Annotated in this window: 10 protein-coding genes; 8 read left to right on the top strand and 2 right to left on the bottom strand. The window is 73.1% G+C overall.

Features of this window, described 5'->3' with window-relative positions:
* Positions 1 to 9: 9 nt before the first annotated feature.
* On the bottom strand, positions 10 to 1,629 hold the full coding sequence (locus tag V1L54_RS07875; protein ID WP_330117162.1) for an acyl-CoA carboxylase subunit beta: 1,620 nt from the start codon (positions 1,627 to 1,629) through the stop codon (positions 10 to 12).
* 112 nt (positions 1,630 to 1,741) lie between these two features.
* On the opposite strand from V1L54_RS07875, the gene V1L54_RS07870 reads away from it, so the two are divergent.
* From V1L54_RS07870 to hutH, 5 genes are all read left to right on the top strand, one after another.
* Positions 1,742 to 2,692, top strand: coding sequence for a biotin--[acetyl-CoA-carboxylase] ligase (locus V1L54_RS07870; protein WP_330117161.1), 951 nt, complete (start codon positions 1,742 to 1,744; stop codon positions 2,690 to 2,692).
* A 76-nt stretch (positions 2,693 to 2,768) separates the two neighbouring features.
* Positions 2,769 to 3,878 (top strand): adenylate/guanylate cyclase domain-containing protein, encoded by a 1,110-nt coding sequence (locus V1L54_RS07865; protein WP_330117160.1) that lies wholly within the window; start codon positions 2,769 to 2,771, stop codon positions 3,876 to 3,878.
* Positions 3,879 to 3,989: 111 nt separating this feature from the next.
* The gene (locus tag V1L54_RS07860; protein WP_330117270.1) at positions 3,990 to 4,838 is read left to right on the top strand and encodes an enoyl-CoA hydratase/isomerase family protein; all 849 of its coding nucleotides are present in this window, start codon (positions 3,990 to 3,992) and stop codon (positions 4,836 to 4,838) included.
* Positions 4,839 to 4,896: 58 nt separating this feature from the next.
* A complete protein-coding gene (locus V1L54_RS07855) occupies positions 4,897 to 6,090 on the top strand; it encodes a GGDEF domain-containing protein (RefSeq protein WP_330117159.1) in 1,194 nt (397 codons plus the stop codon).
* 116 nt (positions 6,091 to 6,206) lie between these two features.
* Positions 6,207 to 7,763 (top strand): histidine ammonia-lyase, encoded by a 1,557-nt coding sequence (hutH, locus tag V1L54_RS07850; protein ID WP_330117158.1) that lies wholly within the window; start codon positions 6,207 to 6,209, stop codon positions 7,761 to 7,763.
* On the opposite strand, the gene V1L54_RS07845 is transcribed toward hutH, so the two are convergent.
* Entirely contained in the window at positions 7,744 to 8,106 is a 363-nt protein-coding gene (locus V1L54_RS07845; RefSeq protein ID WP_330117157.1) for a hypothetical protein, read from the bottom strand. The two genes, hutH and V1L54_RS07845, sit on opposite strands and share 20 nt — an antisense overlap.
* Positions 8,107 to 8,516: 410 nt before the next feature.
* Here V1L54_RS07845 and V1L54_RS07840 point away from each other — a divergent pair, with 410 nt between their 5' ends.
* From V1L54_RS07840 to V1L54_RS07830, 3 genes are all read left to right on the top strand, one after another.
* Positions 8,517 to 9,794, top strand: coding sequence for a L,D-transpeptidase (locus V1L54_RS07840; protein ID WP_330117156.1), 1,278 nt, complete (start codon positions 8,517 to 8,519; stop codon positions 9,792 to 9,794).
* A gap of 554 nt (positions 9,795 to 10,348) precedes the next feature.
* A complete protein-coding gene (locus V1L54_RS07835; RefSeq protein WP_330117155.1) occupies positions 10,349 to 13,699 on the top strand; it encodes a S8 family peptidase in 3,351 nt (1,116 codons plus the stop codon).
* A gap of 227 nt (positions 13,700 to 13,926) precedes the next feature.
* Positions 13,927 to 14,469: a type 1 glutamine amidotransferase domain-containing protein gene (locus V1L54_RS07830; protein WP_330117269.1), complete on the top strand. Its 543-nt coding sequence runs from the start codon at positions 13,927 to 13,929 to the stop codon at positions 14,467 to 14,469.
* The last annotated feature ends 93 nt before the right edge of the window (positions 14,470 to 14,562 follow it).

Genomic DNA, 14,562 nt, shown 5'->3' with positions numbered 1-14,562 from the left:
CGGAAGCGGTCAGAGCGGGATGTTGCCGTGCTTCTTCGGCGGCAGGGACTCCCGCTTGGTGCGCAGCGCCCGCAGGCCCCGCACGAGGTGGCGCCGGGTCTCCGAGGGCCGGATCACCGCGTCCACATAGCCGCGCTCGGCCGCGACGTAGGGGTTGAGGAGGGTGTCCTCGTACTCGGCGGTGAGCCTGGCCCGCAGCTCCTCGCGCTCCTCGTCGGTCCGCGCCGCCGCCAGTGTCCTGCGGTGCAGGATGTTGACCGCGCCCTGGGCGCCCATCACCGCGATCTGGGCCGTCGGCCAGGCCAGGTTGAGGTCCGCGCCCAGGTGCTTGGAGCCCATCACGTCGTACGCGCCGCCGAACGCCTTGCGGGTGATGACGGTGATCAGCGGCACCGTGGCCTCGGCGTAGGCGTAGATCAGCTTGGCGCCGCGCCGGATGATGCCGCCGTACTCCTGGTCGACGCCGGGCAGGAAGCCGGGGACGTCGACGAAGGTGAGCACCGGGATGTTGAACGCGTCGCAGGTGCGCACGAAGCGCGCGGCCTTCTCGGAGGCGTCGATGTCCAGACAGCCGGCGAACTGCATCGGCTGGTTGGCGACGATGCCGACCGGGGAGCCCTCCACCCGCCCGAAACCGGTGAGGATGTTCGGCGCGAACAGCGGCTGGGTCTCCAGGAACTCGCCGTCGTCCAGCACGTGCTCGATCGCGGTGCGCATGTCGTACGGCTGGTTCGCCGAGTCCGGGATCAGCGCGTCCAGTTCCCGGTCGGTCTCCGAGGTCTCCAGGTCCGCCTCCTCGGGGAAGGCGGGCGGCTCGGAGAGGTTGTTGGACGGCAGGTACGACAGCAGCGCCTTGACGTACTCGACGGCGTCCTTCTCGTCGCCGGCCATGTAGTGCGCCACCCCGGAGGTGGCGTTGTGGGTGCGGGCGCCGCCCAGCTCCTCGAAGCCGACGTCCTCGCCGGTGACGGTCCTGATGACGTCCGGGCCGGTGATGAACATGTGCGAGGTCTGGTCGACCATCACCGTGAAGTCGGTGATCGCCGGGGAGTAGACCGCGCCGCCCGCGCACGGGCCGACCACCAGGGAGATCTGCGGGATCACCCCGGAGGCGAGGGTGTTGCGGCGGAAGATCTCGCCGTAGGCGCCGAGCGAGGCCACGCCCTCCTGGATGCGGGCGCCGCCGGAGTCGTTGATGCCGATGACCGGGCAGCCGGTCCTCAGGGCGAAGTCCATCACCTTGGTGATCTTCTGCCCGTAGACCTCGCCCAGCGCGCCGCCGAAGACGGTGAAGTCCTGGGAGAAGACGGCCACCGGGCGCCCGTCCACCGTGCCGTAGCCGGTGACCACGCCGTCGCCGTAGGGGCGGTTGTCCGCCAGTCCGAAGTTGGCCGAGCGGTGCCGGGCGAACTCGTCCAGCTCCGTGAAGGAGCCCTCGTCCAGCAGCAGCCCGATCCGCTCGCGTGCCGTCAGCTTGCCCTTGGCGTGCTGCTTCTCCACCGCCCGCGCCGAACCCGCATGGGTGGCCTCCTCGATGCGCCGCTCCAGATCCGCGATCCGGCCCGCGGTCGTGTGGAGATCCTGGTCCTCGGGGGCTGTCTCGACGGCTGGGCTCTGCTGTTCGGACACGGGCGCGGCTCCTCGTGGTGAACGGGTTGCTACCGGCTTGCTACCGACTCGTAGCGTATCGGCGGGCGGGTACCCCGGCGGTGCGGCGTTTGCCACACCTACCCTGTCTTGCATGACACCGCGGGAGCCCTCGGAAAACCCGGACAGCTCGGACGACTCCTCGGACAACCCCTGGTCCGACTTGGACAGACCACCGCTGAACGCCGCCGCGCTGCGCCGCGCGCTCCTGCGGCCCGGCGCGCTGTGGACCTCTGTGGAGGTGGTCACCCGCACCGGCTCCACCAACACCGACCTGGCCGCCCGGGCGGCCAGGGGCGCGGCGGGCCGGGGCGCGGTGCTGGTCGCCGAGGCGCAGACCGCCGGCCGCGGCCGGCTGGAGCGGGCCTGGACGGCGCCGCCCCGCTCGGGTCTGTTCTTCTCGGTGCTGCTCACCCCGGACGTACCGGCCGGGCGCTGGGGCTGGCTGCCGCTGCTCGCCGGGATCGCCACGACCGAGGCCCTGGCCCGTACCGCCGGGGTGGACACCGCGCTGAAGTGGCCCAACGACCTCCTGGTGCGGGACGGGGACACCGAGCGCAAGATCGGCGGCATCCTCGCCGAGCGGGTCGCCACCCCGGACGGGACCGCCGCGGTGGTGCTCGGCCTCGGGATCAACGTCTCGCTGCGCGCGGACGAGCTGCCGGTGCCCACCGCCGGTTCGCTGGCGCTGGCGGGGGCGCGCGGTGCCGCCGGCACGGACCGCGATCCGCTGCTGCGCGCGGTGCTGCGCTCGCTGGAGGACTGGTACGGCCGCTGGTGCGAGGTGGACGGCGACCCGGAGGCGAGCCGGCTCCGCCAGGCGTACACCGCCGGGTGCGCCACACTCGGCCGGCGGGTGCGCGCCCTGCTGCCGGGCGGGGCGGAGGCGGTGGGCGAGGCGGTCGCGGTGGACGGTGCGGGACGGCTGGTCCTGGCCGGCCCCGAGGGGGTGCAGCGGCCGGTGGACGCGGGCGACATCGTGCACCTCAGGCCCGCGTCCGGCGGGGCGCCCGGGGGACCGCCGGAAGGATCACCGGGAGAGTGAGCCAGGGCACACCTGCCGTATCGTTGACTCGACCCGGCGCGGTGGGCGCGGGGGCGGTGAGTGGATCGGAAGGGCAGTGGACGACTCGGGCACCCCGGCCGGAGAGCCGGAGCCGGCGGCCAGGGAGGCGGCGGACAGGAACGCGACCCCTGCCGCGGCCCCCGCTGAAGAGGATCCGCTCGCGCTCCGCATCGAGCAGCTGATCCTGGGCGCCGAGCGGCGCTACACACCCTTCCAGGCGGCCCGGGCCGCCGACGTCCCGATGGAGCTGGCGGCCCGCTTCTGGCGCGCGATGGGTTTCCCCGACATCGGCCAGGCCCGGGCGCTGACCGAGGCCGACGTGATCGCGCTGCGGCGGCTGGCCGGCCTGGTGGAGGCCGGGCTGCTCAGCGAGCCGATGGCGGTGCAGGTGGCGCGTTCCACCGGGCAGACCACCGCCCGGCTGGCGGAGTGGCAGATCGACTCCTTCCTGGAGGGGCTGACCGAGCCGCCCGAGCCGGGGATGACCCGTACCGAGGTGGCGTACCCGCTGGTGGAGCTGCTGCTGCCGGAGCTGCAGGAGTTCCTGGTGTACGTCTGGCGGCGGCAGCTGGCCGCCGCCACCGGCCGGGTGGTGCAGGCCGCGGACGACGAGGAGATGGTGGACCGGCGCCTGGCGGTCGCCTTCGCCGACCTGGTCGGTTTCACCCGGCTGACCCGGCGGCTGGAGGAGGAGGAGCTGGGCGAGCTGGTCGAGGCGTTCGAGACCACGGCCGCCGACCTGGTCGCCGCGCACGGCGGCCGGCTGATCAAGACCCTGGGCGACGAGGTGCTCTACGTGGCCGACGGCGCGGGCACCGCGGCCGAGATCGGGCTGCGGCTGATCGAGACCCTCGCCAACGACCCGACGATGCCCGAGCTGCGGGTGGGCATGGCGCTGGGCACGGTCACCACCCGGATGGGGGACGTCTTCGGGAACACGGTCAACCTGGCCAGCCGGCTGACCTCCATAGCCCCCAAGGACACGGTCCTGGTGGACGAGGCGCTGCGTGCGGAGCTGGTCGCCGCCGGGGACGCGCCCGAGTCGGAGAAGGAGGCCGACGACGCCTCGGGGTACCGCTTCGCCCTCCAGCCCCTCTACCAGCGTCCGGTGCGCGGGCTCGGCGTCGTCGAGCCGTGGCTGCTGTCCCGCCGTGTCTCCCCCTGAACCCCTCCGCCGTCCTTCCCCGGCTCCGTCCCGTCCCGGTCCGGCGCGGATGGCATGATGCGCTGCGTACGGCAGTGAGCGATCGTTAACCGGAGGGACGGCGTGGGCGGCGTGAACGGCGGCAGGGACGGCAGGGCGGACGGCGGCACGGACGGCGGCACCGGGGAGGAGCGGTACGGCGAGTGGGTCGCGGTGCGGCGCGAGACGGACACCCATGTCGCCGAGCTGGTGCTGGACCGGCCGGCGGCGATGAACGCCGTCTCCACCGAGCTGGCCCGCCGGCTCGGCGAGGCGTGCGCGGCCCTAGCCGCCGACCGCGGGGTGCGGGCCGTGGTGCTGAGCTCCACCCACGAACGGGCGTTCTGCGTGGGCGCCGACCTCAAGGAGCGCAACTCCTTCACCGACGCCGACCTGGCGCGGCAGCGCCCGTACGCCCGTGCCGCCTACACCGGGGTGCTCCAGCTGCCGGTGCCGGTGGTCGCGGCCGTGCACGGGTACGCGCTCGGCGGCGGCTTCGAGCTGGCCCTGGCCTGTGACCTGATCGTCGCCGACCCCACCGCCGTGGTCGGGCTGCCGGAGGTGTCGGTCGGGGTGATCCCCGGCGGCGGCGGCACCCAGCTGCTGCCCCGCCGGGTGGGCGCGGCCCGCGCCGCGGAGCTGATCTTCACCGCGCGGCGGGTGGCGGCGGACGAGGCCCGTGAGCTGGGCCTGGTCGACCATCTGGTGGCCGAGGGGCGGGACCGCGCCGAGGCGCTGGAGCTGGCCCGGCGCATCGCGGCGAACTCCCCGGTGGGCCTGCGGGCGGCCAAGCGGGCGCTGCGCACCGGCTGGGGTCTGGACCTGCACGCGGGCCTGGAGGTGGAGGACGCGGCCTGGCGCTCGGTGGCGTTCTCCGGGGACCGCGCCGAGGGCGTGGCCGCCTTCAACGAGCGGCGGGCGCCGCGCTGGCCCGGTGAGTGAGCCGGTCGGCGCGCCGGAGCGAAGGCTCATAACCTGGGTCGTATGAGATGGGTACGGCATGGGTGACGACGCGCGGCTGCGGGCCGTCGTAGGACTGGCGCAGGCGATGGCCGCCGCCCATACGCTCCGCGACGTCGCCCACGCCGCGGCCGAGGGCGCGCGGACCGCGATGGACGGCTCCTTCGCGGCCGTCTCCGTCTGGGAGCGCGCGCGGGGGCGGCTGCGGGTGCTGGTGAACACGGGCAAGCGGCAGGGGGACGAGGAGGAGTTCCCCGAGGACGAGTCGTACCCGGTCCACGACTTCCCGGAGATCACCGGCTTCCTGCACCGGCGCTGGACGGGCGGCGGCGAGCCGCGCGCCTGGGTGGAGACGGCGGACGGCGCCCGCCACGGGACCGGCGGGGGGCCGGTCACCGCCCGGCGGGCCGCCGCGCTGCGCCACCGCGGGCGGGGCTGCTGCGTGGTGGCCCCGATCGTGCTGCACGGCCGGCCGTGGGGCGAGCTGTATGTGGCGCGGGAGGCGGGGCAGCCGGTCTTCGACCGGTCCGACACGGACTTCGCCACCGTCCTGGCGGCGGTGATCGCGGCCGGGATCGCCCAGACCGAGCGGCTGGAGGAGGTGCGCCGGCTGGCGTTCACCGATCCGCTCACCGGGCTGGCGAACCGGCGGGCGGTGGACATACGCCTGGACGAGGCGCTGGAGCGGCACCGGGCGGACGGTACGGTGGTGAGCCTGCTGGTCTGCGACGTCAACGGACTCAAGGCGGTCAACGACGAACTGGGGCACGAGGCGGGCGACCAGCTGCTGGAACGATTCGCCTCGGTGCTGTCCCTGTGCGGCGCGATGCTCCCCGACACCCTGGCCGCCCGGCTGGGCGGTGACGAGTTCTGCCTGCTGACGGTGGGGCCGCCGGCGGACGAGGTGGTCCGGGTCGCGGACGAGGTCTGCCGCCGGGCCGCCGAGCTGGAGCGGGGCGAGGGGGTCGCCTGCGGGGTCGCCTCGACGGGCGATCCGATAGGCCCGGTCCGCTCGGCCCGCCGGCTGTTCCGGCTGGCGGACGCGGCCCAGTACCGCGCGAAGGCCGCCCGTACGGACAAGCCGGTGGTGGCCGGGCGCGAGGAGGTGGTCGTCCGCCTCGCGGACGAGGCCGAGGAGGGGGAGAAGGGCGAGGGGGCGAAGGGGGCACCGGGGGAGCGGAGGCGTCCGGGCCGCGGGCGGGACCGCCGGCGCTTCCGCGGCCTGGACGTCTGACCCCTCGGACGGTGCGGACGGTGCGCGGCTTCGCGCTCGGGATGTGATCCCGGCCACCCGGACCCGGTGCGGCGGGCTCGTGACAGCGCGCGATTCACTCCCTAGTGTTCCTGAATATGAATATGCAGCATCGTGTCGTTGTCGGCACCGCCGGCACCACCGCCGAGGACGTCGTCGCCGTCGCCCGGGACCTGGCGCGGGTCGAGCTCTCCGGCGAGGCGGTCGACGCCCTCGCCGCCGCCCGGCGGATCGTCGAGGACCTGGCCGCCGGACCGGAACCCGTCTACGGCGTCTCCACCGGCTTCGGCGCCCTCGCCGTCCGGCACATCCCCACCGGGCTCCGGACACGGCTGCAGCGCAACATCGTCCGCTCGCACGCCGCCGGGATGGGACCGCGGGTGGAGCGCGAGGTGGTGCGGGCGCTGATGTTCCTGCGGCTGAAGACCCTGGCCTCGGGGCACACCGGGGTGCGGCCCGAGGTCGCCCGCGCCCTCGCCGGCCTGCTCAACGCGCGGATCACCCCCGTCGTCCACGAGTACGGCTCGCTGGGCTGCTCCGGCGACCTCGCGCCGCTGGCGCACTGCGCGCTGGCGCTGATGGGCGAGGGTGAGGCCGCCGGGCCCGACGGGGCCGTGCGCCCCACGGCCGAACTGCTGGCCGAGCACGGCCTGGCCCCCGTCGAACTGCGCGAGAAGGAGGGTCTGGCGCTGCTCAACGGCACCGACGGCATGCTCGGCATGCTCGTGCTGGCCTGCGCCGACCTCGCCCACCTGCTCACCTGCGCCGACATCACCGCCGCCCTCACCCTGGAGGCGCTGCTGGGCACGGAGAAGGTGCTCGCGCCCGAGCTGCACGCCGTCCGCCCGCACCCCGGGCAGGCCGCGTCCGCCGCCAACATGCGCAGGATGCTGCACGGCTCCGGGCTCACCGGCCACCACCAGGACGACGCCCCGCGGGTGCAGGACGCCTACTCGGTGCGCTGCGCCCCCCAGGTCGCCGGCGCGGGCCGCGACACCCTGGCGCACGCCCGTACCGTCGCCGAACGGGAACTGGCGGCGGCCGTGGACAACCCGGTGGTGCTCCCCGGGGAGGGGCGGGTGGAGTCCAACGGGAACTTCCACGGCGCCCCGGTCGCCTACGTGCTGGACTTCCTGGCCATCGCCGCCGCCGACCTGGCCTCCATCGCCGAGCGCCGCACCGACCGGCTGCTGGACCGCAACCGCTCCCACGGCCTGCCGCCCTTCCTGGCGGGCGACGCGGGGGTGGACTCCGGCCTGATGATCGCGCAGTACACCCAGGCCGCCCTGGTGAGCGAGCTGAAGCGGCTGGCGGTCCCGGCCTCGGTGGACTCCATCCCGTCCTCGGCGATGCAGGAGGACCACGTCTCGATGGGCTGGTCGGCCGCCCGCAAACTGCGCACCGCCGTCGACTGCCTGGGCCGGGTGATCGCCGTCGAGCTGTGCGCCGCGGCCCGCGCGCTCCGGCTGCGCGCCGCGGACGGGCTGACCCCGGCGCCCGCCGCCGCGGCCGTGCTGGCCGCGGCGGAGGAGGCGGGAGTGGCCGGACCGGGGGAGGACCGCTATCTGGCGCCGGAGTTGGCCGCGGCGGAGGCGTTCGTGCGCGGGGGAGGGCTGGTGGCGGCGGCCGAGTCCGTCACCGGGCCGCTGGCGTGAGGCCGGCGCGGCCGGAGCGGATGTGGGCGTGGGCCAGCAGGACACCGCCCACGCTCAGGAAGCCGAGGCCGCCGAAGAGGTAGGGCGTGGTGTTGAAGCTTCCGGTGTCGGCCAGTTCGGCGCCCTGCGCGGAGTCGCTCCCGGACGGGCCCTGCGCCTGTGAACGGGCCTGTCCCTGTTCCTGGGGCTGCCCCTGGACCTGTTCCTGGGGCTGGGTCTGCACGGTGCCGGGCCGGGCGGGGGCGCCGTCCCCGGTGGCGTTCGCGGACGGTACGAACCACAGACCGCACAGGAGGCCGCCCGCGACGGCGGCGGTCACCAGCGGTCGGCGATGTGCTCGCACGGAAGAGCCCCCTCGGTGCTGCGAGTCGACGGTGCGGAGAACGATGCTAGCCATGCGGGACGGGGCGCGGGAAGGGCGGTCCGGAGGAAGGTTCGCGCGCCCTCTGCGATTCCGGTCACACCGTGACATAAGGCTGTCAATGCTCAGAAAAACCATGGAGAATGGGAGTCGTGTGATCGGGTGCCACCGTGTGGTGAGCGTTCGATAACAATACGGAACGGCTGGGGAATTCCCCGCCCGACGCTGCAACCCTCCGCCCGGCACGGATGTCTTAGCCCACAGTCCTACCCTGGGGGGAACGGGTGGCGGCTCCCTCGCGTTCTTGTACGCGTGGCTGTGGGGGGTGGACATCCCGGTCGACCCTCGCCGGACGGTGTGAACGGGGATCGGGACCAGAGGTTCGAAAGCGGATGGAGAAGCGTGTGATGACGGACGGCAAGCGCCGCAGGGGCTTCGTGGCGACAGCCGCGCTGCTCAGTGGGGTGCTCACACTGTCGGCGTGCGGGGGCGGGGACGACGGCGACGGATCCGGCTCCGATTCCGCGAAGAAGCCGGACAAGCAGCAGTCCCAGGTCGACAGGGCCGCGGCCGAGGAGGCCTCCGAGGCGCGAATAGTCATCTCGCCCAAGAGCGGCTCGGACAACGCGAGCATCAACGGCACCAAGGTCACCGTGGAGAAGGGCAAGCTCACCTCGGTGACGCTCAAGGTCGCCGCCACCGGTGAGGAGGTGGCCGGCACGCTGGCCGCCGACGGCACCAGCTGGAAGCCGGACGGCTCGCTGGAGCGCTCCACCCGGTACACGCTGAGCGCGCAGGCCGAGGACGCCAAGGGCCGCGAGATCCACGAGAACGCGACCTTCACCACCGTCTCGCCCACCAACAGCTTCATCGGCTACTTCACGCCCGAGGACGGCTCGACCGTGGGCGTCGGCATGCCGGTCTCCTTCAACTTCGACAAGGGCATCACCAACAAGAAGGCCGTACAGGAAGCGATCGAGGTGAACTCCACCGGCGGCCAGGAGATCGTGGGCCACTGGTTCAGCGACACGCGCCTCGACTTCCGCCCCCAGGAGTACTGGAAGGCCAACACCAAGGTCACCGTCGACATCAACCTCGACGGCGTCGAGGGCGCCCCGGGCATCACCGGCGTCCAGGACAAGACCTTCAGCTTCACCGTCGGCCGCGCCCAGGTCAGCACGGTGGACGCGAAGAGCAAGAGGATGGAGGTCGTCCGCGACGGCAAGACCGTCAAGACCGTCAAGATCTCGGCCGGCGCTCCCGAGACCCCGACCTACAACGGTCAGATGGTGATCTCCGAGAAGTACAAGGAGACCCGGATGAACGGTGCGACGGTCGGCTTCACCGACGACGACGGCGAGGGCGAGTACGACATCCCGGACGTGCCGCACGCCATGCGGCTGTCCACCTCGGGCACCTTCATCCACGGCAACTACTGGGGTGCCGACTCGGTCTTCGGCAACGTCAACACCAGCCACGGCTGCGTGGGCCTGAACGACGTCAAGGGTGCGAACGACCCCAACCAGGACGGTGCCTGGTTCTTCCGCGAGTCGCTCATCGGTGACGTGGTCATCGTGAAGAACTCCGACGACAAGCAGATCGCCCCGGACAACGGCCTCAACGGCTGGAACATGTCCTGGGAGGACTGGAAGGCGGGCTCCGCCCTCTGACCGTCCGCCGAGGGCAACCTGACACGTCCCGCCCGGAGGCGGCGGGCCCGGCGCTCCCCGCGCCGGGCCCGCCGCCTCCGGCGTTCCCCGCCTCCCCGGACCCCGGTGCGCGTCCGTACGCCCCGGTGCGCGCTCCCCGTCTCCCGCACCGCGCCCGGCGTCCCCCGGTCTCCTGACGGAGGGCCAGACGGGGCTCCCCCGAAGGACGTTGCGGCCCGCTCCGGGGTCCGGTTGCCCCAAAGGGCAGAGCGGGCGGGGAAAACCGCCGGAGTCGAACCCGCGGGTAGGAACGGGCGTCTCCACCAGTGCGAAGGCCGGTGCGCCGGACGGACGCGGCAACGCGACCGCCCCGCCACCGAAGGGCGGGCCACCGAGTCCCGCGGTGCCCTGGAGAACACCAGCTCCCCGACGACGGCACGGACGGCATGAACAGCGTGAACGGCATGCCGCCGGGGCGCCGCGGCGCTGCGCCGTTCCGGCCTCCCGCGCACGGGACCGGACGCGGGGGCCACCGGGGCTCCCCGCCTGTGGTGTGACACCACCAGGGGGAGAAGTTGAGACACAGAAGGACAGCGGGCGCCGCGTCGGCGGCCACCGTGCTGGCCGTCGCGCTGACGGCGGGGCTGATCACCTCGTCGTCCGCCACCGCGGAGACACCGTCCGCCGGCGGCGGTCCCGCGCGGCAGTACACCTGGGGCGGCGAGGACGGCAGCTCCGTCACGCTCATCACCGGCGACCGGGTGCTGCTCGACGGCGACGGCAAGGTGCGGGGCGTGATCCGCGCCGAGGGCCGCGAGGACGTGCCCATGCAGATCATCAGCACCAAGAAGCACACCTATGTCCTGCCGCAGGACGTCACCCGGCTCGTCCGCGAGCGGAAGCTGGACCGGCGGCTGTTCGACGTCACCGAGCTGAGCCGTGCCGAGTACCGCGAGCGGGCCGGCGACGGGGTGCCGTTCATCGTCACCTACCGGGGCGGCAGCCCCGCGGCCAGGGCGGAACTGCACGCCGAGGCCGACCCGGAGGTGCGCGCCACCCTGGAGTCCGTCAACGGCGAGGCGCTGACCGTCACCGAGGAGGGCGCCACCGACGCCTGGACCGCCCTGACCCGGCCGTCCGGCGCCCCCGGACAGCTGACGGCGGCGCCCGGGGTGGCCACCGTCTCGCTCGACGGCATCAAGCGGGCGCTGCTGGACCGCAGCACCGCCCAGATCGGCGCCCCCACCGCCTGGCAGGCGGGCTACGACGGCGAGGGCGTCACCGTCGCCGTCGTCGACACCGGCGTCGACGCCACCCACCCCGACCTGAAGGGGAAGGTCGTCAAGGAGAAGAACTTCTCCACCGCCAGGACCGCGAGGGACGCCGACGGTCACGGCACCCATGTCGCCTCCACCGTCGCGGGCACCGGCGCCAAGTCGGGCGGCAAGTACAGGGGAGTCGCTCCCGGCGCCAAGCTGATCAGCGCCAAGGTCCTCGACGACGCCGGCTACGGCAGCGACTCGGAGGTCATCGCCGGCCTGGAGTGGGCCGTCGAGCAGGGCGCCAAGATCGTCAACGTCAGCCTCGGCGACACCGACACCGCCGAGGTGGACCCGATGGAGGAGGCCGTCAACCGGCTGTCGGAGCGGCACGACGTCCTCTTCGTCGTCGCCGCGGGCAACTCGGGTGAGTTCGGTCCCGTCACCATCGGCGACCCCGCCGGCGCGGAGGCCGCGCTGACCGTCGGCGCCGTGGACAAGCAGGGCAGGCTCGCGGAGTTCTCCTCCATCGGCCCGCTGCCCGGCGCCGGCACCGTCAAGCCCGATCTGACCGCCCCCGGGCAGGACATCGGCGCCGCGGCCGCCAAGGGCAGCACCACCGAGCGGGAGGGGAAGCGGGTCGCCGACGGCTACGTGTCCATCTCCGGCACCTCCATGGCCACCCCGCATGTCGCGGGTGCCGCCGCCCTGCTCGCCCAGCAGCACCCCGACTGGAGCGCCGAGCGCATCAAGGCCGCACTGACCGCCTCCGCCAAGCCCGGCGAGTACAGCCCGTTCCAGCAGGGCACCGGCCAGGCCGACCTGGTCCGGGCGATGAAGCAGACGGTCTTCGCCGAGCCCGTCTCGATCGACTTCGGGCTGGCCCAGTGGCCGCACGGCGACGACAAGCCGGTCACCAAGCCCCTCACCTACCGCAACACGGGCACCGAGGACGTCACCCTGGCGCTGACGGCCGCCGGCACCCGCCCCGACGGCGGGGCCGCCCCGGCGGGCATGTTCACCCTCGCCGCCGACCAGGTCACCGTCCCGGCGGGTGGCACCGCCACCGTCGACGTCACCGCCGACACCCGGCTCGGCGGCAGCGTCACCGGCGGCTACGCCGTGACGGTCACCGCGACCGGCGGCGGGCAGACCGTCCGCAGCACCGGCGCCGTCCACCGCGAGGCGGAGAGCTACACCCTGACCGTCAGGCACCTCGGACGCGACGGGAAGCCGACCGGTTCCTGGGACGGGAACGTCACTTCCTACGAGGGCTTCCTCAGCGAGCCCGTCGGGCTGCCGCACAGCGAGACCGGCACCAGCACCGTCCGCCTGCCCAAGGGCAGCTACGCGGTCTCCAGCGACATCCTCACCCTCGACGCGGCGGGGAAGAAGACCCGGGGCCAGGACTGGCTGCTGGCCCCCCGGGTCCAGCTCACCAAGGACACCACGCTCACCTTCGACGCCCGCAGGGCCAAGCCGATCACCATGACGGTGCCCGACAAGAAGGCCCGGCAGACCGATGTGAACCTCAACTTCCTCGGTGTCTCCGCCGACGAGGACGAGGGCGCGTACATCGTGGAGAAGAGCGTCCCGGCACCGCCGGCCGGCTTCCGCACCGCGCAGGTCGGCGGTGTGGCGGGCCTGGAGACGGCCGAGTCGGCGGCCGGGACCCGCTGGGCCAACGGCAGCACCGAGTACCACACCTTCCACACCCGCACCGGCGGCTTCTACACCGGTCTGACCCAGAACAACGCGAAGTCGGACATGGCGAAGATCACCGTCAGGACGGGCTCCACCGCCGCCGGACGCCGCGGCGAGCTGGCCCCCGTGCCGGCCGGCGGCCAGTGGTTCACCGGCCGGAAGCGCACGTTCCCGGCCACCACGACGATGTACGTCCGGGCCAAGGAGAAGACGGCCGCCTGGGGTCTGGAGTACTACCAGTACGCCCCGGACGGCGCCGCCGAGGGCGGGTACTACACCGACGAGCGCAGGTACGCGGCGGGCAAGAGCTACACCCACACCCTCAACAACGGCGTCTTCGGCCCCTGCCTGACCGAGTACGGGGGGATCCACCGCGACGGGGACACCCTCTACGGCGAGGACCACCCGTTCGCGGACGGCTCGTGCAACATCGGCGGCACCGAGTACGACTCGGCGAGGACCACCCTGTACCGCAACGGCAAGAAGCACGAGTCGGTCGACGCGCCGCTGTACGGCATGGAGTTCACGCTCCCGAAGGGCAAGGCGGAGTACAAGCTGGCCACCACCGTCAGCCGCAGCAAGCCCTCCAGGCTGAGCACCAAGGTCAGCTCCACCTACACCTTCACCTCGGCCCGTCCCGGGGACATCAGCGCGCTGCCGGTCTCGGCGGTGCGCTACACCCCGACGCTCAACCTGGACGGCACCTCCAAGGCGAAGACCGGCAAGTCGGTTCCGGTGACCCTCCAGGGAGCGGCGGCGAAGAACCGCAAGAACCTGAAGTACCTGAACTTCTACGTCTCCTACGACAGCGGCAAGACCTGGAAGAAGCTCACCCTGAAGAACAACAGGCTCACGGTGAAGAACCCCGCCAAGGGCAAGGGCGTGTCGTTCAAGGTGAACCTCCGGGACAAGAAGGGCAACGCCCTGTCCCAGACGATCATCAACGCCTACCGCACCAGGTGACCCACCGGTTCGCCCCCGGCGCCTGAGCCACTCGGGCGACCGGAGCACCGCACGGCACCGGCGGCCCGCCGGGAGCACCCGCTTCCGGCGGGCCGCCGCCGTGCGCGTCCCGCCCCCCCGTTCCGCCCGGAAAATCCAGAATCCCCGCATAACGCACTGTTCACCGGGGACCCGAAGACAGGAGGGGGGAACGCACAGAACCGGACTGCCGAAAGGACGTGGCACAAGTGAAGGTCGCCTTTCTCGTGGCCCCCGAGGGCGCGGAGCAGGTGGAGCTGACCGAACCGTGGCAGGCCGTGATCGACGCCGGCGGGAACCCCAGCCTGCTGTCCACCGGCAGCGGGGAGGTCCAGGCGTTCAACCACCTCGAACCGGCCGACACCTTCCCGGTGGACCGGCAGGTCGCCGACGCGGCGGTCGAGGACTACGACGCCCTGGTACTGCCCGGCGGTGTCGCCAACCCCGACTTCCTGCGGGCGGACGAGAACGCCGTCGCCTTCGTGCGGGGCTTCTTCGACGCCGGCAAGCCGGTGGCCGTGATCTGCCACGGACCGTGGACGCTGATCGAGGCGGACGTGGTGCGCGGCCGGAAGATCACCTCGTGGCCCAGTCTGCGGACGGACCTGCGCAACGCGGGCGCCAACTGGGTGGACGAGCAGGTCGTGGTCTGCACGGGCGGACCCAACACCCTGGTCAGCAGCCGCAAGCCGGACGACCTCAAGGCGTTCAACCAGGCGTTCCTGAAGGAGTTCAGCGCTGTGGCGGCCTGACGGCCCCGGCCGCGCGGACCCCGTCCGCGCGCCTGCTCCCACCCGGCCCCCGGCCCGCGGCGTCCGCCCGCGACCGGGGGCCGGGCCGTGCCC

It is taken from the genome of Streptomyces rubellus (assembly GCF_036323805.1).
Classification (GTDB): domain Bacteria; phylum Actinomycetota; class Actinomycetes; order Streptomycetales; family Streptomycetaceae; genus Streptomyces.
This window is presented reverse-complemented; position numbering and strand designations above follow the sequence as displayed.

Excerpts from the sequence above, each read along its gene's own strand:
- V1L54_RS07855 (WP_330117159.1), top strand. The coding sequence starts at position 4,897 with ATGGGTGACGACGCGCGGCTGCGGGCCGTCGTAGGACTGGCGCAGGCG.
- V1L54_RS07870 (WP_330117161.1), top strand. The coding sequence starts at position 1,742 with ATGACACCGCGGGAGCCCTCGGAAAACCCGGACAGCTCGGACGACTCC.
- V1L54_RS07840 (WP_330117156.1), top strand. The coding sequence starts at position 8,517 with ATGGAGAAGCGTGTGATGACGGACGGCAAGCGCCGCAGGGGCTTCGTG.
- hutH (WP_330117158.1), top strand. The coding sequence starts at position 6,207 with ATGAATATGCAGCATCGTGTCGTTGTCGGCACCGCCGGCACCACCGCC.